Here is a 22025-nt window from a genome sequence, read left to right as displayed (position 1 = left end):
AAACTCCCCTTATAGTTTTAGTGAATTTTTGTTTTTTCATTGTCCACTATAAGGGGAGTATATCACATCATAGCGTGGGTGGGTCTTTGTTTTCTTGAGAATTCCCTTTATTCATGATAGAATAAATAGGAGAATGCTAGTATTTGGAGAGAAAATGAACTATTATAATGTTGGAAAAATTGTAAATACGCAAGGTTTGCAAGGTGAAATGCGTGTACTATCGGTGACGGATTTTGCAGAGGAACGTTTTAAAAAGGGAAGTATGTTGGGCCTTTTTGATAAGAAAGATAATTTTGTCATGAATGTGGAAATTGCTAGTCATCGTAAGATGAAAAATTTTGATATTATCAAATTCAAAGGAATATACCATATCAATGACATTGAGAAATATCGTGATTTTACTTTGAAAGTGGCTGAAGAAGATTTATCGGATTTAGATGAGGGCGAATTTTATTATCATGAAATTATTGGCTTAAATGTTTATGAACAGGATATTTTGATTGGAACTATTAAAGAAATTTTGCAGCCGGGTGCCAATGATGTCTGGGTGGTAAAGCGTAAAGGTAAGCGCGATTTACTCTTGCCTTATATTCCACCTGTTGTGCTGAATATTGATCTTGAAAATAATCGAGTAGATGTGGAAATTCCGGAAGGGCTGGATGATGAAGATTGATATTTTAACATTATTTCCGGAGATGTTTGCCCCGCTGGAGCATTCAATAGTTGGTAAGGCGCGCGAAAAAGGATTACTAGAGATTCACTATCATAATTTTCGAGAAAATGCAGAGAAATCACGGCATGTTGATGACGAGCCTTATGGGGGCGGTCAGGGAATGCTGCTCAGAGCGCAACCAATTTTTGATGCTTATGATGCGATTGAAAAAAATCAGCCACGAGTCGTTTTGTTGGATCCTGCTGGTCGAACATTTAATCAAGCCTATGCGGAAGAACTTTCTCAAGAAGAGGAATTAATCTTTATCTGCGGGCATTATGAAGGTTATGATGAGCGGATTAAAAGTTTGGTGACAGACGAGGTCTCTCTTGGAGATTATGTTTTGACCGGTGGAGAGTTGGCTGCTATGACGATGATTGATGCGACGGTACGACTGATTCCTGAAGTTCTTGGTAAGGAAGTTAGTCATACTGATGACAGTTTTTCATCAGGTCTTTTAGAATATCCTCAATATACGCGCCCTTATGATTTTCGTGGAATGATTGTGCCAGATATTTTGATGAGTGGTCATCATGAAAATATCCGAAAATGGCGTCTGTATGAGAGTTTGAAAAAGACTTACGAGCGTCGTCCAGATTTGCTAGAAAAATATGAGTTCACAGCAGAAGAAACTGAAATGCTGGAAGAGATTCGTAAAGAAAAAAGCGATTGGTAAGAGTAAAAGTTTTCTAATATTATTTAGAAAGCTTTTTTATTATTGCCTAAATTGTCAAATTAAGTTAGACTTTTCAAGTAACTCAGAAAAACTTGGTATGGTATTTGATAATTCAAAGACTTTCTAGGAATTCTATTTCTTTTATCAGCTATAACTGATAAATAATTTTGAGAAATATTCGTAAAATCCATTTGTTTCGGTAGTCCATTTCGTCTTAATAAGCCATTAGAATGTTCATTGAGACCTCGTTGCCCAGGACATCCTGGATCCGCAAAGAAAATATCAATGTCATGTACATTAGAAATAGATTTCCAATTAGAAAATTCTTTCCCACAATCAAAAGTGATCGACTTAAAGAGATGGCTGGGGATTTGAGACAACCATTGATTGATGGAGGCCTCAATATCGCTTGCTTTCCGTCCATTGGTTTTCAGTGTGATGATGGCTTTTGAGCAGCGTTCTACTAAGGTAATGACTGCACTTTTGTGTTTTTCTCCCACAATTGTATCCCCTTCTAGATGACCGAATTCCGTCTTAAAATTAGGATAACTGTCTGCTCTCTCACGTAAATCTCTGCGAAACGATTGTTTTCCTCGTTTTTCGCTATGACCATTTGGTTTTCTTTTGCCTTTCCAAGGGAGATCCTCTTTCTTTAAAATACCACGGTCTGCTAGTCGATAGAGAGTTCTCATAGAACAAGAAACCCTATCTGGATAAGTTCCTTTAATGACATCAAGGCTCCAATTTTGTTCTAAATGAGTTTGGATAAAATCTTTTTCTGATTGCGTAAGACTTGTTTTATTCCTGCCACAACGTTTCTTATTGACTTTATAACGGTTATAATAATCATATGCAGAGTGCCCCTCTTTCAGATAGTTGATGACATTGTAGATTGTCTGTTTTGATCTGCCAAGTGAAGTCACAATATCTGAAACTTTTGTGTTTTCCTGATAGTAAGCCTCTATCATTACGAGCTCGTTTGTGGTAAGATGAGTATAGGTCATTTATGTTAGTTCCTTTCAGACAAATGTGGTGTTTATCTGAGCCTAACATAGATGGCTTTTTCTGTCTAGCTTAATTTTACAAATTGGGATTGTTAAAAAAACAGATAAAAAATTCTTGACAGCTAATTTCTATCATGGTATCATATTAACCAGTTAATGAACTGGTTAAATACTAGTTAAGGAGTGATATATGAAATTAAGGAAATATTTATTTTCTATTTTTGTGGCGGAACTGGTTTTGCTTTTAACAGCGTGCGGTGCAGGTAGCAAAAAGCAGAGCAAGGGAATGAAAATTGTAACAAGTTTTTACCCGATTTATGCCATGGTCAAAGAAGTGTCTGGGGATTTGAATGATGTTCGGATGATTCAGTCAAGCACGGGAATTCATTCTTTTGAGCCATCGGCGAATGATGTAGCTGCTATCTATGATGCGGATGTCTTTGTTTACCATTCTCATACACTAGAGTCATGGGCAGGAAAATTGAATCCAAATCTAAAAAAATCCAAAGTGAAGGTGCTTGAAGCGTCAGAAGGTATGAAGCTGGAGCGCGTACCGGGATTAGAAGATGTAGCTGCTGGTGAGGGAGTGGATGAAAAGACTCTTTACGATCCACATACATGGTTAGACCCAGAAAAAGTAGCAGAAGAAGCGCAGATTATCGCTGATAAACTTTCGAAGATTGATGGTAAAAATAAAGAAACCTATCAAAAAAACGCGAAAGAGCTGGCAGATAAGGCAAAAGAATTGACTAAAAAATATCAGCCGATTTTCAAAGTGGCGAAACAAAAAACGTTTGTGACGCAGCATACGGCCTTTTCTTATTTGGCAAAGCGATTTGGATTGACTCAGTTGGGGATTGCTGGGATTTCACCAGAGCAAGAGCCTAGTCCGCGTCAGCTGACGGAAATCGAAGAGTTTGTGAAACAATACAAGGTCAAAACAATTTTCGTGGAAAGCAATGCGTCATCAAAAGTTGCTAAAACCTTGGTTAAATCCACAGGGGTGAAATTAAAAGAATTGAATCCTTTGGAAGCTGACCCACAAAATAATAAAACTTATCTTGAAAATCTAGACGCCAATCTAGCGGTATTGGCAAAAGAATTGAAAAAATGAGGAGAAAAATGAAGAAAAAATATATTGTTGGATCTATTGCAGCTCTTGCATTGAGTATTTGTGCGTATGAGCTAGGGCGTTATCAAAGTGTTTCTAGCAAAGCAGACAATCGTGTAGCTTATGTTAATAGTAAGTCCAAGGTCAAAGCGAAAAAGGCTGAGAATTTGACTCCTGATGAAGTGAGTGCGAAAGAAGGAATCAACGCAGAGCAGATTGTTGTTAAAATCACAGATCAAGGCTATGTAACATCTCATGGGGATCATTATCACTATTATAATGGAAAAGTTCCTTATGATGCCATTATCAGTGAAGAGCTAATCATGCGCGATCCAAACTACACTTTGCAGCAGTCTGATATTGTCAACGAAGTAAAAGACGGCTACATTATTAAGGTGAATGGCAAGTATTATCTTTATCTGAAAGATCCAAATCATACCAGCAATGTTCGGACAAAAGAAGAAATTGCTCGCCAAAGGGCAGAATACAGTGGAAAAGGGCATAAAGGCGCAAAAGGAACTGTAACAACAGCTGTCAAAGAAGCTCGTGCGCAAGGTCGTTATACGACGGATGACGGCTATGTCTTCAATCCAACTGATGTCATTGAGGATACAGGTGATGCCTTTATCGTTCCGCATGGCAATCATTTCCATTATATTCCAAAGAGTGATTTATCGCCTAGTGAATTGGCAGCGGCTCAAAACTATTGGGATAATAAAACTGGGAAAAATCGTCCACAATATCCGTCTAATTCAGGTCAAATTCCTCAGTCAAACGGAGGAATGAACCATCCGTCGTTGGACCATCGTCCTGCTAATCCGAGAACGTCTAATCATACAGGAAATCAGCAAACTCAGCTTTCTCAACCAGCTCCAAAACAAACTGAACCGAGGCGCGGAAGTAAAGCTGAAATCATTAAATTGCTGCGGCAATTGTATGCGACTCCTTTGAGTCAACGGCATGTAGAATCCGACGGTCTGGTATTTGACCCAGCACAGATTGCAAACCGGACTTCTAATGGAGTGGCTGTTCCGCACGGTAATCATTATCATTTTATTTATTACAATGAAATGTCTGATCTGGAACGAAAGATTGCGCAGATGATAACGCTGGGTGAGGATTATTCGGAAGCTAAGCAATCGGATCAAGCGCAACAAGATCATCAAGCAACACCAGATAAAAATCAGCAAGATACTGGCAAAACTTCTGATAAAAACGAGAAGAAAGAGGAACCTGCTGAAACAGAAGTTAGTGATGAGCAGATTAAAACCTTTATTAGTAAGGCAGAAGCTTTGTTAGAGAGGGTTTCAGATGCACGTCAAAAAGCAAACTTTGAAGAACAAATAAATGGTCTCAACTCAAATCTGTTATTAGGTATAGAGGAGAAAGAGAGCCTGCTTGCGAAAGCAAAAGCCTTGTTAGCCGAAATGGTGAAAGCAACTGGTTCAGATAATGATTCTGCTAGTCAAAACACAGAATTTGCAAAGAAAGCGAAAGTTGTGTTGATGTCTATTCGAAAAGCACTGGAAGAAAAAGGAAATGCAAGTGACAAACTGGCTCAAGTGAATGATTTGCTCCAAAAAGTGGCAGACAAGAATGCGGATAAATTGGCTTTGCTAGATCAAGTCTTGAAACTCTCCGCCGAAGTGCACCCTGATCGTGCAGGCAAAGCAAATTCGCAAATTGCTTATACGGCTGATGAAGTTGCGCTAGCTAAAACTGCAGGTCGTTATGCGACATCAGATGGTTATATCTTTGATCCGCATGATGTGATTAAGGATGAGGGAGATGGCTACACTGCGCCACACATGACACACAGTCATTATATCCCTAAGAAAGATTTGTCAGAATCTGAGCGTAAGGCGACAGAAGAATATCTGAAAACCAAAGCGCCGAATGAAAAGAAAGAATACAAGCCTAAAACTGATCCAAAGCAACCTCAAAAAGAAAGTGCGCAATCAATCTATGAACGTGTGACACCAGCTAAAAAAGTGCCGGTTGAGGCAATGCCATATCATACAGCTTATGTTGTGGATTACAAGAATGGGCAATTGATTATTCCGCACCATGATCACTATCACAATATTTCTCTCTCTTGGTTTGACGAAGGTCTTTACAACGCGCCAGAGGGTTATAGCATGGAAGATTTCCTTGCTACGGTGAAATATTATGTGCAAAATCCAAACGATCGTCCTCACTCTGATGATGGTTTTGGTAATGACAGCGACCATGGCAAGCAAAACCAATCAGATGATAGCAAGAATTATGCACCAAATGAAGAGCCAGAAGATAAGAAAGACGACTCTGCAAGTAAAGAGGCAGATGATGAAAAGGAAAATTCAGAAGGGACTGAAAAACCAACAGTTAATGCTGAAGAAGAAGCTGAAAAGGCACGCGCAGCAAGCTATGGATTGTCTCTGCAAGATTTCCGAGCAAAAATGATTAATATTGCTTTTAAATATGGTTTGAGCTTAGAAAACTTTACCTATCATCCTGAAAACAAGACAGTCAGCTATACTGATTCGACAGGAACTGTCAAGTCTATCAATGTACTCACAGGAGAATTGGTTTCTTAATAATGCACCCCTCAAGAGTTGGAAATTTATTTTCCAGCTCTTTTGTTATTCTATGTTTATAGAGGGAGATTTTATCTTGTCCGCTGAGCGGATAAGACAAACTAAAAGCAATTTACTCTGTCCGCCGGGCGGATAGAACAAACCAAAACTAATTTACCCTGTCCGAGGGTCGGCTTGCCTTAATAAAAATTGATTGGCTTCATCCGAGGGTCGGATTGCTTCAACAAAAAGAGATTTGCTCCGTCTGAGGGTCAGTTAGCCTTAATCACAATTGATTTGCTCCGTCCGAGGGTCAGATTGCTTTAATAAAAATTGATTTGCTTCGTCCGAGGGTCGGCTTGTCTCAACCAAAATTGATTCACTTCGTCCGACCCTCGAACGACTTTTTATAAACTAACAAATCTATCATTTTTGAGGAATGACTTTATTGGTGGTATAATAGGTTATGAAAAAGAGGGAAGGGAAACATATCATGCGGGATAGACCGGATTTTACAACGATAAAGACTTATCAAGAGTTTTCTCAATATTATTGGTATCGTGCAGAATTGGCAGACATTTGCAAACGATTGGGGAAGGAGCGTTCAGGGGTCAAAAAAGAACTAGAAGCACAAATCAAACAATATTTTGCAGGGAATGTTGCTCAAAAGAAAGTCCGTTTAAAGACTAAGAAAGAGAAAGATGTAGAGCTTACTTTAGACACGCCCTTACTTACTTGTGGTTTTGCCTTTAATACCCGATTTCGGGAGTTTTTCGCTCAGCAGACGGGTAGCAGTTCATTCAAGTTTACAGCGGACATGGCGGCAGCTTGGCGAAAGGTAAAAGCTGAGGGAAATGACCGATTTACTCTGCGAGACATGTTAGCCATTTATCAGGGACAATCAACTTACGCAAAATACGATAATGCTAGTTGCCAATGGAATCAATTTCTCAAAGACTTTTGTGCTGATGAGAATAATGCTGCTTTCCAGCCAAAACTAAAAGTTGCTGCTATTCTTTGGCAGAAAGTGAAACATTCAACCGCTCCTAAAGTCTATCACCAGCAGCTAGTAAAGAACTTTTGGGATGATATTTCTATGTATTGGAAAGGGAAATAAGAAGAATGATTTGTCCACTTGCGAAAAAACAGTCACGAGGCTGTTTTTTTGATATAATAGAAAGTATGAATCAATCAGAAAAAATTTCAAATTATCAATTACTTTTAGCGCAGCTTGAAGCATTACTAGAGGGCGAAAGCAATGCGTTGGCGAATCTCTCAAACAGCTCTGCTCTGCTAAACCAAGCCTTGCCTCATTCTGTCTTTACTGGCTTTTATCTTTATGACGGAAACGAGTTGGTGTTAGGACCTTTTCAAGGGGGCGTTTCCTGCGTGCACATTGCTTTAGGAAAAGGGGTCTGCGGTGAAGCAGCAGCCAAACGGCAGACGATGATTGTAGAAGATGTGACCCAACATGGCAATTACATTTCCTGTGATAGTAGAGCTCGCAGCGAGATTGTAGTACCAATGGTCAAAAACGACAGCCTAGTAGGGGTGTTGGATTTGGATTCTCATCTGGTGGCAGATTATGATGAGATTGACCGAGAATATCTGGAAAATTTTGTGGCTCTCTTACTAGAGAAAACAAGTTGGAATTTTGAAATGTTTGGAGACAAAGCCTAATGTATCAAGCTTTATATCGAAAATACAGAAGCCAAACCTTCGGTCAGCTAGTTGGGCAGGAGGTTGTGGCGACAACCTTGCGGCAGGCAGTTGAACAGGATAAAATCAGTCATGCCTATCTCTTTTCAGGTCCCAGAGGGACAGGAAAGACCAGCGTAGCCAAGATTTTTGCTAAGGCGATGAATTGCCCTAACCAAAAGGGTGGCGAGCCTTGCAATGAGTGCTATATTTGCCAAGCCATTACCGAAGGAAGCCTAGAAGATGTCATCGAGATTGACGCGGCTTCCAATAATGGTGTGGACGAAATCCGAGATATTCGTGATAAATCTACTTACGCTCCCAGTCTAGCGAAGCACAAGGTTTATATTATTGATGAGGTTCACATGCTCTCAACGGGCGCTTTTAATGCGCTTCTTAAGACTTTGGAAGAGCCGACAGAAAATGTCGTCTTTATTTTAGCAACGACAGAACTGCATAAAATACCAGCAACCATTCTTTCGCGTGTTCAGCGCTTTGAGTTCAAGTCGATTAAAACCAAAGATATTGTAGAGCACATTGAGTGGATTTTGCAGCAAGAAAATATTGACTTTGAAAATGAAGCGGTGCAGATTATCGCAAGACGAGCAGAAGGCGGTATGCGAGACGCTCTATCTATCTTGGATCAAGCTCTCAGCCTAACCCAAGACAATCAGCTGACAACGGCTATTTCTGAAGAAATCACGGGTTCTATCAGTTTAGGAGCATTAGACGCGTATGTAGCAGCTGTATTAGCGCATGATACGTCAGTGGCATTAAAAAATCTTGATGTCATATTCGACAGCGGCAAAAATATGGCTCGCTTTGTCACAGACCTGCTGCAATATTTTAGAGATTTGCTCATCGTTAAAACGGGTGGAGAAAATACGCATACGAGTGAAAGCTTTTTAGAAAACCTCAAGACTCCGCAGGAAAGATTGTTTGAGTTGATTGAGATTGCAACGAAGAGCCTTGCGGAAATCAAGAACAGCTTGCAACCCAAAATTTATACAGAAATGATGACCATTCGACTGGCAGAAGGGCAAGATAAAGCAGAATTACCCTCCAATATAGCAGGCGAGATAGAAACGCTCAAAGAAGAAATCAACCAGCTTAAGAATCAATTGGCAAGTTTGCAGTCAAGTTCTGCACCTAGTAAGCCAGTACATACAACACACCCAGCCAAAACAAGCAAGGGTTATCGAGTAGACCGCCATAAAGTGAATGCCATTCTGCAAGAAGCAGTTGAAAATCCTAGCCTGGCTCGCAGTAATTTAACCAAGTTGCAGAATGCTTGGGGAGAAATTATTGAAAGTTTAGCCGGAGCAGATAAGGCACTTTTAGTCGGCTCACAACCCGTCGCAGCTAACGAAAACCACGCTATTCTGGCATTTGAGTCGAGCTTTAATGCAGAACAGACCATGAAACGGGAAAATCTCAACACCATGTTTGGGAATTTATTAAGCAATGCTGCTGGATTTTCACCAGACATCTTGGCGGTTTCTATGACAGATTGGACAGAGATTCGGGCTGAATTTTCGGCTAAAGCGCGTGGAGAAAATGCACCACAAACTGAAGAAAAAGAGAATACGGTCATTCCAGAAGGATTTGATTTCTTAGCGGAAAAAATTACCGTTCAAGAGGACTGAATTTAGATTTTTCTGCTGTTTCGTGCTATAATAGAATCATGACAAGACAACAATTTCTTACAACAGCTTTTTTCACAGCAATTGAAACGTATTTTTTTAACGAAGCAATGATGTCAGGACACTATTTATTTGCCGTTTTCTGGGCGCTTCTAGTGATTCGCAATTTACAGGTGAGCTATGTCATGGGTAAAATAGTGGACGAAATTGACAAACATATCAAACGTAAAAAATAACAAGAAAGGTTGGGGCGAAAATCCTCAATCTTTTCTTTTCAATTTGAAAAAATATTCTGCTTGCTGTAAAATAAAAGTGCAAAGATAAAAACACAGTTTCGGTTGGTAGTCCGAACATATTCGTGACAGGCTAGATTTGTTTTTCTAATGACAATTGAAGTAGGTCACGACTATCAGTAACCCTCCTCCTTGGTTGTCCCTTCTTTGTAATGTATTTAAGGAGGATGCTGTATGGAACATGTTTCACTAGAATTGACCATATACTTTGAAAATGGCTTTTATTATGGCTTATTTGAGCAAGAAAATGCTCAAGGTTTGTCTGTTTGTCGGGTGACATTTGGAGTTGAACCCCAGATGAACGAGGTTTTAGAATTTGTCAATCGGAGGTTTTCGCAATTACAATTTAGCCCAGCTGTTGCAGTAAAGAAAAAAAGACATTGCGCAAATCCTAAACGTTTGCAACGATTAGCAAAAAAAGAAATGAAGCGTGAAAAACGCTCAACGAAATCACAAGACGCACTAAAACTGCAACAAGAGTTAGATAAACAAGCTAAACGTTCCAGATTGAAAGCTCAAAAAGAATATGTACAAAATAGAAAATTCCAATTAAAACAGCAAAAACGCAAAGAAAAGCACAAAGGTCATTGATTTTGTGCTGAAAAAGAAGGAGACAAGTTGATGTTTACTCAATTTATCTCCTTTTTTTATTTACCAACTTGTTAAAGAAATTTCACCGCTATTTAGCCACATTTCTTGTCCAGTATCTAATTGAACCAATAGCTGACCGCTATCTGATATTTCCTTGGCAACTCCTTTGTAGTCTTTGTCATTTTGACAAAAAGTGACCGTCCGACCTAAGACAAGGGAGTGTTGTTTGTAAAGGTAAATCAGCTCGTCTGGCTCACATTCATAGAAATCTTTCCAAATCTCAGCAATGAGTTCACTGCGTGTGATAGGTTGCTTTTCGTGGAAGAGAGAGTCAGCCTTATTTTTTAACTCTTTCGGAAAATCGGAGATTGCGAAATTGATGCCCACTCCAATAATCACATCAGTGACTAAGCCCGTCTCGACAGAAGTAATAGCTTCGGTTAAGATGCCAGCTATTTTCTTGCCCTTGTAGTAAATGTCATTGACCCATTTAATGTCCATTTCCATTAAAGTGAGGTCTTTAATAGCCTTGTAAATGGCTCCGGCAGTCAGGATAGTATAGGCGGGAATTTGTTGAAAAGGGAGATTGGGTTTCAGATGAAGCGACATATAAATCCCGCCTTGATCTGGAGCAAAATAATTTCTGCCAAAGCGCCCACGACCGGCTGATTGAGAGGAAGCCAGATAGAGCGTGTTGGCAGGATTGCCAGCTTCGATTCCTGCTTTGGCGTCAAGTTGAGTGGATTTGCAGTTTGGATTGAAAGAAACTTGAATGGGAGCAGTTTCTTCAATTTTTTTAGCAATCAATAAATCGCCTGAAAGGAGCTTATAGCCTTTATTTTTTATCGATGCAACATGAACGCCTTCTTTTTCCAAATGTTGAATAGCTTTCCAGATAGAAGTGCGTGAAATTCCTAAGTCTTGCGCCAATTTTTCACCGCTGATATAATCAGATTCTCGACTTAAAATGTCAAATAAAATTTCGTATGTTTTCATTTCTATAAGCTGCTCTTTCTAAGGGTTAGGGTGGTAGCAAGTGTTACCATACGCGGAATGGTTGGTTCAGCACGTTGAAATTCCTCGTGCAGCAGTTGCAAGCCTTGTCGACCCATTTTTTCTGTACAGACAGTAACCGTGCTGAGTGGTGGATAGACGTACTTGGCGATAGATGTATCGTTAAAAGCAATCAAACTAACACGATCTGGCACAGGAATATCCGCTTCTTGAAGCGCTCGAAGAGCACCAACAGCTAAGGCGTCGCTTGCCATGAAAAATGCAGTTGGAAGTTGTTCATCTAAATTTTCAACCAATTCTTTCATCATAGAATAACCTGATTCAGATGAAAAGTTTCCTATTTTGACGTATTTTTCCTGATAGAGTTGTTTTTCAGTTAGATAATTTTTAAAGGTTACTAAGCGTGGGTCAGATAAGGTAGTGGTTTTGTCAGAAGTTTGTTCTTGCCCCACTAGCAGTCCAATTTGCCGGTGCCCATTTTCTAAAAAGTGATTAAGAACAGCTATAACAGAATTTTCAAAGTCTGTTGTGACGCAGCTATGGCCATAGGCAAGCGTATTGCTATCAATAAAAACAAGCTGCTCTGTGTGGAGTTCCAACTCCTTTATCTTTTGAGGGCTGAATTTTCCAATCGCAACGATACCGTCAACTTGGACGAGCTGTTCTAATTCTTCATTATTGAAAAAGCGCATAACATCATAACCCAACTCTTGGGCTTTTTTCTCTACGCCGATTCGGATAGCATAGTAGTAGAGGTCGTCTAGTTCCTCCTCTTCTGTGTACCATTCCACAATCGCAATTCTGCGGTTTTGAGAATTGCGATTGCTTCCTCTTTTTGTTTTTTTGTATTCTAATTCTTCTGCAATGTCAAATATTTTTTGGCGAGTCTCATCGCTGACAGACATGGATTTGTCATGATTTAAAACGCGCGATACAGTTGCTGGAGAGACACCTGCACTTTTTGCAATATCTTTAATCGTTGCCATGATTGTTTCCTAATTTCTTTAAAGAATATGTCTATTATATCTTAAAAATTAGTAAAATACAAAAATATTTAGTAAATTTCCTAAACTTTACTATGAAAGGTTGGTGAGTAATACTTCTTACAACTTGATTGATAAAATTTTGGTAAAAATTTACTAAAATACTTGAAATTTTACTAATGATATTTTATAATAAAGATAATAAAACGGTTACAAGGCCTAACAAAACAAAAGGAGACTTTTTATGTCAACAACTCTTTCAACTCAACAATTGCGTTCAAACTTTGCAACAATTTTTGGAACAGAAGCAGATCATACATTCTTCTCACCGGGACGCATTAACCTGATTGGTGAGCATACAGACTACAATGGTGGTCATGTCTTTCCGGCAGCTATTTCATTAGGAACTTACGGAGCGGCGCGCAAGCGTAACGATAACTTACTTCGTTTTTACTCAGCAAACTTTGAAGGCAAGGGAATTATTGAGGTGCCGCTAGAAGATCTTCGCTTTGAAAAAGCGCATAATTGGACGAATTATCCAAAAGGTGTGCTTCATTTCTTGCAAAAAGCAGGACATGTTATTGATAAAGGGATGGATGTCTATGTTTTTGGAAATATCCCAAATGGTTCGGGTCTCTCTTCATCTGCTTCTTTAGAGCTACTGACAGGAATTATTGCAGAGAAACTGTTTGATTTAAAATTAGACCGTTTAGATTTAGTAAAAATCGGTAAACAAACAGAGAACGAATTTATCGGTGTTAATTCTGGAATCATGGATCAGTTTGCCATTGGCATGGGAGCAGATCAACGGGCAATTTACTTAGATACGAACACGCTCGAATACGAGTTAGTGCCGCTTGATCTTAAAGACAATGTGGTTGTCATCATGAATACAAACAAGCGTCGTGAACTAGCAGACTCCAAATACAATGAACGCCGTGCAGAGTGTGAAAAAGCAGTAGAGGAATTAAAGCAAAAACTCTCTATTGCAACCTTGGGTGAATTAAATGAGTGGGATTTTGATGAATACAGCTACTTAATTCAAGATGAAAATCGACTCAAACGCGCTCGTCACGCTGTGTTGGAAAATCAACGGACACTTCAAGCTCAAGCCGCATTGCAAGCTGGCGATTTGGAAAAATTCGGACGCTTAATGAACGCCTCTCATGTCTCACTTGAACATGATTATGAAGTCACAGGATTAGAGTTGGATACATTGGCTCATACTGCATGGAAGCAAGAAGGAGTGCTGGGCGCTCGCATGACAGGAGCAGGATTTGGCGGTTGTGCCATTGCTTTGGTTCGTAAAGACGCAGTGGAAACTTTTCAAAAAAATGTTGGTCAAAAATATGAAGAAGTCGTAGGTTATGCACCGAGCTTCTATATTGCTGAAATTGCTGGTGGCAGTCGCGTATTGGATTAAGCAAGCGTTTTACATAATAGTAATGAGGGCTGACGAGGATTTCAGCCCTTTCTATAAAAGAAAGGAAAATCAATGGCACGAAATTTACTGAATGCCTTTGTAACGGAGGTCATAGCAAATAGCTCTTTTACAGAAATCGACCGGATTTATCTAGTAAATCGCGTCATGAGTCTGGTTGGAGAAGAAGCTGCAAAGCAAGAGACAGCAGCAACCGGCTTAATTGATCTCAAAGATGATTTACTAGAAGTTGCTTTAGCAGTTGGAAAAATCGGCTCAACTCTTGCAGAACAGGATATTCTTGGGGCAGAGTTGATGAATTTAGTCACGCCAGCACCCGGTCAGCTCAATCAGCAATTTTGGCAGACTTATGAACAAGATCCCAAGCGGGCTATTGCTGATTTTTATGAGCTTAGTAAGCGTAATGATTATATCAAGGTCAAAGCCATTTCTAAAAACATTGCCTATCAAACGCCGACTGAATATGGTGATTTGGAGATTACGATCAATCTTTCTAAGCCGGAAAAAGATCCCAAGGAAATTGCAGCAGCTAAGAAAGCCAAGACGAGCCACTATCCAGCTTGCCAGCTTTGTTTTGAAAATGAAGGATATCAAGGGCGACTAGATCATCCAGCGCGAGTGAATCATCGAATTATCCGCTTTGATTTAGCCGGACGAGAATGGGGCTTTCAGTATTCGCCCTATGCATATTTTAATGAGCATTGTATCTTTTTAGATAGCAAGCATACTCCTATGGCTATCAGTCGTGCTACTTTTGAACGTCTTTTGGACATTGTAGAGACTTTTCCGGGTTATTTTGCAGGCTCCAATGCGGATCTTCCTATCGTAGGAGGATCCATTCTCACTCACGACCATTATCAAGGTGGACGACATACTTTTCCTATGGAAAAGGCAGAGCTGGACAAAACTTTCATCTTTGCAGGTTTTGAAAATGTAGAAGCCGGTATTGTCAATTGGCCTATGTCGGTTTTAAGGTTGCAATCAACTGATAAATCCACATTGATAGATTTGGCGGATAAAATTTTACAGAAATGGCGCAGTTACTCCGATCCGACTGTTCAGATTGTAGCTGAGTCAAATGGTGAACTACATCATACGGTTACTCCAATAGCACGTCAAAAAAATGGTCAGTTTGAATTAGATTTGGTTCTTCGGGACAATCAAACGTCAAAAGAATATCCAGATGGTATTTATCATCCGCATAAAGATGTTCAGCACATCAAGAAAGAAAATATCGGCTTGATTGAGGTCATGGGTTTGGCGATTCTCCCACCTCGTTTGAAAAATGAGCTAAAAGAAGTTGAAGAACTTCTTTTGGGGCAAAGAAAAGAAGTGGCTCCTTATCATCAAGCGTGGGCTGAGCAGTTAAAAGCTAGCCATTCAGATATAACAGCAGAATCAGTCCAGACAATCGTGCGTGCTTCGGTTGGTCAGATTTTCAAACGTGTCTTGGAAGATGCAGGTGTTTACAAGCGCACAAAAGAAGGTCAAATCGCCTTTATGCGCTTCGTTGAATCAGTTGGTCTTAAGGAATAGTGTCCTTTTTATGATATAATCTAAAAAATAGGAAGGAATGGTTATGGCAATTTTAGTATTAGGAGGAGCTGGTTATATCGGCTCCCACATGGTTGATCGATTGGTTGAAGCAGCACGAAAGGTGACAGGACACCCCATTCCACTTGAAATCGCAGGTCGTCGCCCAGGTGATCCGGACACACTTATTGCATCGTCTGATAAGGCGCGTCAGGTCTTGGGTTGGCAACCGAAATTTGACAATATTGAGATGATTATCGAAACAGCTTGGAAATGGCATTCGACACATCCAAACGGTTACGCTGATTGACATTGAAATCCAGCAGGAAGCCTGTTGGATTTTTACTTTGTAGTAATTTTCAGTTGTAATCTTTTTATTTCAGCTATCATTTGAAAAACTCTCACCTTCATGTTACAATTAAGAGAACAAATTAAATATATAGAGGTAGTATCGTGGCTTTTGGTGATAATGGACAACGGAAAAAAACAGGATTTGAAAAATTGACTTTGATTGTCGTTGTTATCATGTTATTGGTAACAGTTGGAGCAATCTTTGCAAGTGCACTTGGTGCTTTGAGCAATTTCTAATCCTCGAACGCTTGAAAGAGCGTTTTTTTAGAGTGGAAAACGAGAAAAGAGAAAAATATGAGTATGTTTTTAGATACAGCTAAGATTAAAGTCAAGGCTGGTAATGGCGGTGATGGCATAGTAGCTTTCCGCCGTGAAAAGTATGTCCCAAATGGCGGACCTTGGGGCGGTGACGGTGGTCGTGGCGGCAATGTTGTTTTTGTCGTAGATGAAGGACTTCGTACCCTGATGGATTTTCGTTACAATCGTCATTTTAAGGCTCAGTCTGGTGAGAAGGGAATGACTAAGGGAATGCACGGTCGTGGAGCAGAAGATTTGATTGTTCATGTACCGCAAGGAACGACAGTCCGTGATGCTAAAACAGGGAAAATCTTGACAGATTTGATTGAAAATGGACAAAAGTTCGTCGTAGCTCGCGGCGGTCGCGGCGGTCGTGGCAATATCCGCTTTGCGACGCCTAAAAATCCAGCACCAGAAATTTCTGAAAACGGTGAACCGGGACAAGAACGTGAACTCCAGTTGGAGCTTAAAATTTTGGCAGATGTTGGTTTGGTTGGATTTCCGTCTGTTGGAAAATCCACTCTTTTGAGTGTTATCACTTCTGCTAAGCCGAAAATTGGCGCTTATCATTTCACGACCATTGTACCTAATCTTGGAATGGTTCGGACGCAGTCCGGTGAATCTTTTGCTGTGGCAGACCTGCCTGGCTTGATTGAAGGAGCCAGCCAAGGTGTAGGACTTGGAACACAATTTCTTCGCCATATTGAGCGAACTCGTGTCATCTTGCATGTCATTGATATGTCAGCTAGCGAAGGACGTGATCCTTACGAAGATTATCTTGCTATCAATAAGGAATTGGAATCCTACAATCTTCGCTTAATGGAACGTCCGCAGGTTATTGTTGCTAATAAAATGGACATGCCTGAAAGTGCAGAGAATCTAAAAGTCTTTAAAGAAAAATTAGCAGCAAATTATGATGGATTTGATGAGCTGCCACAGATTTTTCCAATTTCAAGTTTGACGAAACAAGGCTTGTCAACGCTTTTGGATGCAACTGCAGAATTGCTTGATAAAACACCTGAATTTCTGCTTTATGATGAATCCGAGATGGAAGAAGAAGCCTACTATGGCTTTGATGAAGATGCTCCAGCCTTTGAAATTTCACGCGATGATGACGCTGTCTGGGTTCTAACTGGTGATAAGTTGGAAAAACTCTTTACCATGACGAACTTTGACCGTGAGGAGGCTGTTATGAAATTTGCCCGGCAACTACGTGGTATGGGGGTGGACGAAGCCTTGCGGGCGCGTGGTGCTAAGGATGGTGACTTAGTTCGCATCGGCAAGTTTGAATTTGAATTTGTAGACTAAAAAGGGGTGATATCATGGGTGATAAACCAATATCCTTTCGCGATGAAAATGGCAATTTCGTTTCCGCAGCTGACGTTTGGAATGAAAAAAAGCTTGAAAAACTTTTTAACAAACTCAATCCGAACCGAAAACTTCGCTTGGAACGGGAGAAATTGGCACAAAAGAAAAAAGAATAGGACTTGCTCGTTTTTGAGCTAAGTCCTATTTTTCAGTTTGTAGCAATTTCATTTAATAAATCTTGTGCAGTCGTGGTTGGATTGACACGGATACGGTTGAGGGTTAAAAGTCCGTCATTAAGGGAAGCTAGTCCATTGTTGGTGGTCAGTCCCATTTTATAGCCGAGGCTTTCAGCAATCTGTGTCGTCGTTTCACTATAACGTCCAGAAGGATAAGCAACCGTCGTTGTATTTTGGGAGAGGTTGTTATCTAGATATTGCTTAGAAGCTTGCAATTCTGTCGTTTGTGTTTCAGCACTGGCAAGGGATAAATCTGGATGATTAACGGTATGATCTTCAAAAGACATTCCCTTTTGCTTCATTTCCTTGATTTGCTCAAGTGTCAGCATATCCTCGCGTCCATTTTCGACAAAGCCAGTAATGACATTATTGGTTGCCTGCATTTGGTATCTTTGAAGAAGTGGAAAAGCATTAGTGTAGAAATCTCTCAAACTATCATCAAAGGTCAACCATACGACTTTTTTATTTTCTGGAAGAACATTTTCGGTTAAGACTTTATAGGCTTCTTCTGGTGTGAGAGTATAATAACCAGCGTCTTTCAAGGCTTTCAAATGACTTTCAAATGTTTCTGGTGAGACAATCAAACCAGCATTTGCCGCTTCGGAAGGATCCATATTATGAATCGCATGGTACATCAAAATAGGGAATTTAACAGGTTGTTCCTGTTTCACCCATTTGATTTTACTTGTTTTCTGGCTAGAATTATCTGTTTCTTTTGTCGTTGACTGAGAGGTAGAAGATTTCTTTACTGTTGAAGTGGCAGTTCTTGTATGGTTATTAGCCAGATTTGTTCCAGAACGTCTCCACATGAATGTCCCTGCAATCACCAGAACAACCAATAAGATGAGACTAATAATAGCGCGTCGTTGTCTTCTTTTACGAATGCGATTCCGGGTAGAACGATTACCAGAATGTTTCCCCATTGTGTAGAACTCCTTTTACTTTTAAATCACTATGTTTATTTTACCATATTTCTGACTAACCGTTCACAATTTTTTAAAATAGATTTCTATTATTTTTATAAAAATAATAGAAATCTGCTTACTAGAAAAAAACAAGTTTATTTGCTATAATAAAAAGCATAAAAATCTCAAGGAGTAGTCATGTCTATTAAAATTGCTTTACTTGGTTTTGGGACAGTTGCTAGCGGTGTTCCATTTTTATTGAAAGAAAATAGTGAAAAGATTGTGCAAGCAGCTCATTCAGAAATTGAAATTGCGAAAGTATTGGTAAAAGATGATGCTGAAAAAGAACGCTTATTAGCAGCAGGAAATCATTTTAATTTTGTCACAACAATTGACGAAATTGTAAATGATAAAGAAGTAACGATTGTTGTTGAGTTGATGGGGCGTATTGAACCTGCAAAAACTTTCATCACTCAAGCGCTAGAGGCGGGTAAGCATGTTGTCACTGCAAATAAAGACTTGCTGGCAGTTCATGGCGCTGAGTTGCTTGAGATTGCTGCAAAACATAAAGTAGCTCTTTACTATGAAGCGGCAGTAGCGGGAGGAATTCCGATTTTACGCACGCTTGTTAATTCCCTAGCTTCTGATAAAATTACACGTATTCTCGGTGTGGTCAATGGGACATCCAACTTCATGATGACCAAAATGGTAGAAGAGGGCTGGTCTTATGAAGCGGCACTTGCTGAAGCACAACGACTTGGATTTGCAGAAAGCGACCCAACCAATGATGTGGACGGAATTGATGCTGCATATAAAATGGTTATTTTAAGTCAATTTGCCTTTGGAATGACGGTTAAATTTGAAGATGTCGCCCACCAAGGCATTCGCAATATTACACCAGAAGATGTAGCAGTTGCGCAGCAATTAGGCTATGTTGTCAAATTAGTTGGTTCCATTGAAGAAACGGAATCAGGTCTTGCTGCAGAAGTCACACCGACCTTTTTACCAAAATCTCATCCTCTTGCTAGTGTGAATGGCGTGATGAATGCAGTCTTTGTAGAATCTATCGGTATTGGTGAGTCAATGTATTACGGTCCAGGTGCGGGACAAAAACCTACCGCAACAAGTGTTGTTGCAGATATTATTCGGATTGTTCGATGGATAGACGAAGGAACCGTTGGAAAAGCCTTTAATGAGTTTCAGCGTGAATTAGTTCTGGCTAAACCAGAAGATCGTAAGAGCCTGTACTACTTTTCGATATTAGCACCTGATGCGAAAGGACAAGTTTTACGCTTAGCAGAAATTTTTAATGCTGAAAATATCTCCTTTAAGCAAATCCTGCAACAAGGAACAGACGGAAATACCGCACGTGTTGTGATTATTACCCATGCTGTCAACAAAACGCAGCTAGAAAATGTCACTCGAAAATTGCAGGCAACTTCTGATTTTAAATTATTAAACACCTTCAAAGTATTAGGAGAATAAAATGAAAATTATTGTACCTGCAACGAGTGCGAATATTGGTCCGGGATTTGACTCGGTTGGTGTAGCTGTCAGTAAATATCTAACCATTGAAGTTTTGGGAGAAAGCGACCATTGGCTGATTGAGCATGATTTGGAGCGGCGTATTCCTTCTAACGAACGGAATTTATTGATTAAAGTGGCGCGCAGAATTGCTCCAGCTATTCAACCTCATCATTTAAAAATGACAAGTGATATTCCTTTAGCGCATGGTTTGGGTTCTTCTAGTTCCGTTATTGTTGCAGGGATTGAACTTGCAAATCAATTGGCAAATTTGCAGTTGTCAAATGCTGAAAAATTGAATTTTGCGACGAAAATTGAGGGACATCCAGATAATGTAGCACCTGCTATTTATGGTAATTTGACGATTTCTAGTTATTTAAACGAGAAAGTTTCAACTGTAGTGACGGAATTTCCAGAAGTAAGCTTTATTGCCTATGTTCCAAATTATGAATTGCGTACTAAAGACAGCCGTGGCGTTCTTCCAAAAGGTTTATCTTATCGTGAAGCTGTCACTGCAAGCTCTGTAGCGAATGTGGCTATTGCCGCTTTAATGAAGGGCGATATGGTAATAGCGGGGCGTGCTATTGAGTCCGACCGTTTTCATGAGCGTTTTCGCCAAGGTTTGATTAAGGAATTTCCAAAAATCAAGATGTTGGCAAGGAAAAATGGTGCGTATGCGACTTATCTATCAGGAGCAGGACCTACTGTGATGGTTCTAGCACCAAAAGAGCAGTCGAATATGATAAAAGAGAAAATAGAAGAGCAACAATTTAAAGGACAAGTTTTTGAACTTCAGGTTGATGGTCAAGGCGTCCGAGTAGAAAAATGAGAAGAGTGAAGAGGAGGAGAACAGAACTAAATGAAACAAAAATTTAGTTCGTAATCTTACCCTTACAAGGTTGCTCAATAGTCTAAGCAACTATTGAGGTGGCAGATAAGGAAAACGAAGTTTTCGCCAAAAGTGGCTCTTCCGAGCTTGAAAAGTGAACTGCTTTGAAAGCTCTATCTGCCACCTCAAGGCAGTACTTTGAGCAATCAGTCGCTGCGTCGTTGATTTATTACATAGTATACTTTTTAGGTTGGGAATTTTTGTCCTAACCTCTTTTAATATTCTTACAAAAAATCTCCTCTTGTCTATTTATTCAAATGTATGCTATAATAAATAAAGAATATATAAAGGAGCACGGTTATGAATAAACTTGATTTGCAGGCACTTGCGGATGAGTTAGGGTTGCAGTTTGATGAGACTTCATCTGTTATTTTTGGTCAAAAAGATGGTTATACTTTCTATATTGAACAAACGAATCAAAAAAATCAATACTGTATTTGTTGTTCGGTAAAAAATGGTGAAGCATTACCGTCTTTGGAAGAATTTAAAGAATTGACGAAATCTTCTAAGGCTTTGAAAACTTATCAGGTTAATTTATATAAAGCAACTTTTTATATTAAAACTGGTATGACTAAAGGAAAAACACGTGAACATATTCGTCAAGGATTACAAGACATTATCGTGTTCTTGAAAGAAAAAAATCTTACGAATGTTTGTGAGCAGACCGGAAAAACAGGTCAAGTAGATCTTTATCAAGTCGGAGGGAACCTTTTACTGCTTTCACCAGAAGCATTTCAAGAATTAAGCTCAAACTTGTCAATTGAAAACCAAGTTTATGACCACCAAAAGGAAAGTATCTTAGCAGGGACGGTAGGAGCCTTTCTAGGGAGCTTGATAGGGGGAATTGTTACCTTGGTGATTGCTCAACTTGGATATGTAGCTGTTGTTGCAGGGATTGTCATGGGAGTTTGTACGATTAAAGGATATGAACTGTTAGGCAAAAAGTTATCCAAAGTTGGAATTGCAATTAGTGTGCTTTTCATGCTGGTGATGATGTTGGTTGCACATCAGTTTGACTATGCTATTCAGCTTGCAAAAGCAGAAGGAGTGGATGTTTTTACAGCCTTTACTTATCTAACAGAGTATATTTTTAATGGCAATGAAGTGCATATCTCTTATTGGACAAATCTTGGTTTGCTATTATTATTCACAGGTGCCGGTGCTGTGGGAACGATTATTAGCGTTTTGTCTGCACAGTCACAAAAATATGTTACAAGAAAATTAGGGTAAAAGAATTCAAAGGTTTAGATTTTTATCTGAG

General features: G+C 39.6%; 21 protein-coding genes and 1 pseudogene. 18 read left to right on the top strand and 4 right to left on the bottom strand.

What is annotated here, in order from left to right; all coding sequences use genetic code 11:
- The first annotated feature begins 154 nt into the window (after window positions 1–154).
- Together rimM and trmD are read left to right on the top strand one after the other, a co-directional pair.
- The gene (gene rimM / locus ABKA15_RS04995; protein WP_049512702.1) at window positions 155–673 is read left to right on the top strand and encodes a ribosome maturation factor RimM; all 519 of its coding nucleotides are present in this window, start codon (window positions 155–157) and stop codon (window positions 671–673) included.
- Entirely contained in the window at window positions 663–1388 is a 726-nt protein-coding gene (gene trmD / locus ABKA15_RS04990; RefSeq protein WP_049512696.1) for a tRNA (guanosine(37)-N1)-methyltransferase TrmD, read from the top strand. The genes rimM and trmD overlap by 11 nt, the downstream gene beginning before the upstream one ends.
- A gap of 59 nt (window positions 1389–1447) precedes the next feature.
- On the opposite strand, the gene ABKA15_RS04985 is transcribed toward trmD, so the two are convergent.
- Window positions 1448–2392 carry an IS30 family transposase gene (locus ABKA15_RS04985; protein WP_350015315.1) on the bottom strand — a complete coding sequence of 315 codons (945 nt, stop codon included), beginning with the start codon at window positions 2390–2392 and terminating at the stop codon, window positions 1448–1450.
- 190 nt (window positions 2393–2582) lie between these two features.
- On the opposite strand from ABKA15_RS04985, the gene ABKA15_RS04980 reads away from it, so the two are divergent.
- The 7 genes from ABKA15_RS04980 to ABKA15_RS04950 all read left to right on the top strand — a co-directional run bounded on the left by ABKA15_RS04980 (window position 2583) and on the right by ABKA15_RS04950 (window position 10283).
- On the top strand, window positions 2583–3506 hold the full coding sequence (locus ABKA15_RS04980; RefSeq protein WP_049513993.1) for a zinc ABC transporter substrate-binding protein: 924 nt from the start codon (window positions 2583–2585) through the stop codon (window positions 3504–3506).
- A gap of 8 nt (window positions 3507–3514) precedes the next feature.
- A complete protein-coding gene (locus ABKA15_RS04975) occupies window positions 3515–6079 on the top strand; it encodes a pneumococcal-type histidine triad protein (RefSeq protein WP_049513995.1) in 2565 nt (854 codons plus the stop codon).
- Window positions 6080–6551: 472 nt separating this feature from the next.
- On the top strand, window positions 6552–7175 hold the full coding sequence (locus tag ABKA15_RS04970) for an SAP domain-containing protein (protein WP_049514022.1): 624 nt from the start codon (window positions 6552–6554) through the stop codon (window positions 7173–7175).
- A gap of 65 nt (window positions 7176–7240) precedes the next feature.
- Window positions 7241–7738 carry a GAF domain-containing protein gene (locus ABKA15_RS04965; protein ID WP_049514024.1) on the top strand — a complete coding sequence of 166 codons (498 nt, stop codon included), beginning with the start codon at window positions 7241–7243 and terminating at the stop codon, window positions 7736–7738.
- Complete coding sequence (dnaX, locus tag ABKA15_RS04960; RefSeq protein WP_049513998.1) at window positions 7738–9402, top strand: DNA polymerase III subunit gamma/tau; 1665 nt, start codon at window positions 7738–7740, stop codon at window positions 9400–9402. Before ABKA15_RS04965 ends, dnaX begins: the two co-directional genes overlap by 1 nt.
- 38 nt (window positions 9403–9440) lie before the next feature.
- Window positions 9441–9635: a DUF3272 family protein gene (locus ABKA15_RS04955; protein WP_003024260.1), complete on the top strand. Its 195-nt coding sequence runs from the start codon at window positions 9441–9443 to the stop codon at window positions 9633–9635.
- A gap of 231 nt (window positions 9636–9866) precedes the next feature.
- Window positions 9867–10283 carry a YjdF family protein gene (locus tag ABKA15_RS04950; RefSeq protein ID WP_049514000.1) on the top strand — a complete coding sequence of 139 codons (417 nt, stop codon included), beginning with the start codon at window positions 9867–9869 and terminating at the stop codon, window positions 10281–10283.
- 60 nt (window positions 10284–10343) lie between these two features.
- On the opposite strand, the gene birA is transcribed toward ABKA15_RS04950, so the two are convergent.
- Window positions 10344–11279 (bottom strand): bifunctional biotin--[acetyl-CoA-carboxylase] ligase/biotin operon repressor BirA, encoded by a 936-nt coding sequence (gene birA, locus ABKA15_RS04945; protein WP_049514001.1) that lies wholly within the window; start codon window positions 11277–11279, stop codon window positions 10344–10346.
- A gap of 2 nt (window positions 11280–11281) precedes the next feature.
- Window positions 11282–12283 carry a LacI family DNA-binding transcriptional regulator gene (locus ABKA15_RS04940; protein ID WP_350015314.1) on the bottom strand — a complete coding sequence of 334 codons (1002 nt, stop codon included), beginning with the start codon at window positions 12281–12283 and terminating at the stop codon, window positions 11282–11284.
- A gap of 241 nt (window positions 12284–12524) precedes the next feature.
- Here ABKA15_RS04940 and ABKA15_RS04935 point away from each other — a divergent pair, with 241 nt between their 5' ends.
- From ABKA15_RS04935 to ABKA15_RS04910, 6 genes and pseudogenes are all read left to right on the top strand, one after another.
- The gene (locus ABKA15_RS04935) at window positions 12525–13703 is read left to right on the top strand and encodes a galactokinase (protein ID WP_350015313.1); all 1179 of its coding nucleotides are present in this window, start codon (window positions 12525–12527) and stop codon (window positions 13701–13703) included.
- Window positions 13704–13775: 72 nt separating this feature from the next.
- Entirely contained in the window at window positions 13776–15257 is a 1482-nt protein-coding gene (gene galT, locus ABKA15_RS04930; protein ID WP_049514006.1) for a UDP-glucose--hexose-1-phosphate uridylyltransferase, read from the top strand.
- A gap of 70 nt (window positions 15258–15327) precedes the next feature.
- Window positions 15328–15564: pseudogene (locus ABKA15_RS04925) on the top strand (hypothetical protein); the annotation flags it as partial.
- A gap of 143 nt (window positions 15565–15707) precedes the next feature.
- On the top strand, window positions 15708–15842 hold the full coding sequence (locus tag ABKA15_RS04920) for a DUF4044 domain-containing protein (RefSeq protein WP_003024272.1): 135 nt from the start codon (window positions 15708–15710) through the stop codon (window positions 15840–15842).
- 57 nt (window positions 15843–15899) lie between these two features.
- Entirely contained in the window at window positions 15900–17210 is a 1311-nt protein-coding gene (gene obgE, locus ABKA15_RS04915; protein WP_049514009.1) for a GTPase ObgE, read from the top strand.
- A gap of 14 nt (window positions 17211–17224) precedes the next feature.
- Window positions 17225–17386: a hypothetical protein gene (locus ABKA15_RS04910; protein ID WP_003024275.1), complete on the top strand. Its 162-nt coding sequence runs from the start codon at window positions 17225–17227 to the stop codon at window positions 17384–17386.
- Between the two features lie 32 nt (window positions 17387–17418).
- Here the strand turns inward: ABKA15_RS04910 and ABKA15_RS04905 are convergent, their stop codons facing one another.
- On the bottom strand, window positions 17419–18369 hold the full coding sequence (locus ABKA15_RS04905; RefSeq protein ID WP_049514010.1) for a polysaccharide deacetylase family protein: 951 nt from the start codon (window positions 18367–18369) through the stop codon (window positions 17419–17421).
- A gap of 180 nt (window positions 18370–18549) precedes the next feature.
- Between ABKA15_RS04905 and ABKA15_RS04900 the strand changes: the two genes are divergently transcribed.
- The 3 genes from ABKA15_RS04900 to ABKA15_RS04890 all read left to right on the top strand — a co-directional run bounded on the left by ABKA15_RS04900 (window position 18550) and on the right by ABKA15_RS04890 (window position 21994).
- On the top strand, window positions 18550–19836 hold the full coding sequence (locus ABKA15_RS04900) for a homoserine dehydrogenase (protein WP_049514012.1): 1287 nt from the start codon (window positions 18550–18552) through the stop codon (window positions 19834–19836).
- A 1-nt stretch (window position 19837) separates the two neighbouring features.
- Window positions 19838–20704, top strand: coding sequence for a homoserine kinase (thrB, locus tag ABKA15_RS04895; protein ID WP_049514013.1), 867 nt, complete (start codon window positions 19838–19840; stop codon window positions 20702–20704).
- Window positions 20705–21064: 360 nt separating this feature from the next.
- Window positions 21065–21994 (top strand): hypothetical protein, encoded by a 930-nt coding sequence (locus ABKA15_RS04890; RefSeq protein WP_049514015.1) that lies wholly within the window; start codon window positions 21065–21067, stop codon window positions 21992–21994.
- Window positions 21995–22025 lie beyond the last annotated feature (31 nt).

The sequence above is a fragment of the Streptococcus sp. KHUD_010 genome, assembly GCF_040207525.1.
Lineage (GTDB): Bacteria > Bacillota > Bacilli > Lactobacillales > Streptococcaceae > Streptococcus > Streptococcus hominis.
This window is presented reverse-complemented; position numbering and strand designations above follow the sequence as displayed.

What these genes read in the sequence shown, in the direction of transcription:
- ABKA15_RS04955 (WP_003024260.1), top strand. Translation starts at nt 9,441, where the DNA reads ATGACAAGACAACAATTTCTTACAACAGCTTTTTTCACAGCAATTGAA.
- ABKA15_RS04910 (WP_003024275.1), top strand. Translation starts at nt 17,225, where the DNA reads ATGGGTGATAAACCAATATCCTTTCGCGATGAAAATGGCAATTTCGTT.
- ABKA15_RS04950 (WP_049514000.1), top strand. Translation starts at nt 9,867, where the DNA reads ATGGAACATGTTTCACTAGAATTGACCATATACTTTGAAAATGGCTTT.
- ABKA15_RS04975 (WP_049513995.1), top strand. Translation starts at nt 3,515, where the DNA reads ATGAAGAAAAAATATATTGTTGGATCTATTGCAGCTCTTGCATTGAGT.
- thrB (WP_049514013.1), top strand. Translation starts at nt 19,838, where the DNA reads ATGAAAATTATTGTACCTGCAACGAGTGCGAATATTGGTCCGGGATTT.
- rimM (WP_049512702.1), top strand. Translation starts at nt 155, where the DNA reads ATGAACTATTATAATGTTGGAAAAATTGTAAATACGCAAGGTTTGCAA.
- dnaX (WP_049513998.1), top strand. Translation starts at nt 7,738, where the DNA reads ATGTATCAAGCTTTATATCGAAAATACAGAAGCCAAACCTTCGGTCAG.
- ABKA15_RS04965 (WP_049514024.1), top strand. Translation starts at nt 7,241, where the DNA reads ATGAATCAATCAGAAAAAATTTCAAATTATCAATTACTTTTAGCGCAG.
- obgE (WP_049514009.1), top strand. Translation starts at nt 15,900, where the DNA reads ATGAGTATGTTTTTAGATACAGCTAAGATTAAAGTCAAGGCTGGTAAT.
- birA (WP_049514001.1), bottom strand. Translation starts at nt 11,279, where the DNA reads ATGAAAACATACGAAATTTTATTTGACATTTTAAGTCGAGAATCTGAT.
- ABKA15_RS04940 (WP_350015314.1), bottom strand. Translation starts at nt 12,283, where the DNA reads ATGGCAACGATTAAAGATATTGCAAAAAGTGCAGGTGTCTCTCCAGCA.
- ABKA15_RS04970 (WP_049514022.1), top strand. Translation starts at nt 6,552, where the DNA reads ATGCGGGATAGACCGGATTTTACAACGATAAAGACTTATCAAGAGTTT.
- ABKA15_RS04985 (WP_350015315.1), bottom strand. Translation starts at nt 2,392, where the DNA reads ATGACCTATACTCATCTTACCACAAACGAGCTCGTAATGATAGAGGCT.
- ABKA15_RS04905 (WP_049514010.1), bottom strand. Translation starts at nt 18,369, where the DNA reads ATGGGGAAACATTCTGGTAATCGTTCTACCCGGAATCGCATTCGTAAA.
- ABKA15_RS04935 (WP_350015313.1), top strand. Translation starts at nt 12,525, where the DNA reads ATGTCAACAACTCTTTCAACTCAACAATTGCGTTCAAACTTTGCAACA.
- ABKA15_RS04980 (WP_049513993.1), top strand. Translation starts at nt 2,583, where the DNA reads ATGAAATTAAGGAAATATTTATTTTCTATTTTTGTGGCGGAACTGGTT.
- trmD (WP_049512696.1), top strand. Translation starts at nt 663, where the DNA reads ATGAAGATTGATATTTTAACATTATTTCCGGAGATGTTTGCCCCGCTG.
- galT (WP_049514006.1), top strand. Translation starts at nt 13,776, where the DNA reads ATGGCACGAAATTTACTGAATGCCTTTGTAACGGAGGTCATAGCAAAT.
- ABKA15_RS04900 (WP_049514012.1), top strand. Translation starts at nt 18,550, where the DNA reads ATGTCTATTAAAATTGCTTTACTTGGTTTTGGGACAGTTGCTAGCGGT.
- ABKA15_RS04890 (WP_049514015.1), top strand. Translation starts at nt 21,065, where the DNA reads ATGAATAAACTTGATTTGCAGGCACTTGCGGATGAGTTAGGGTTGCAG.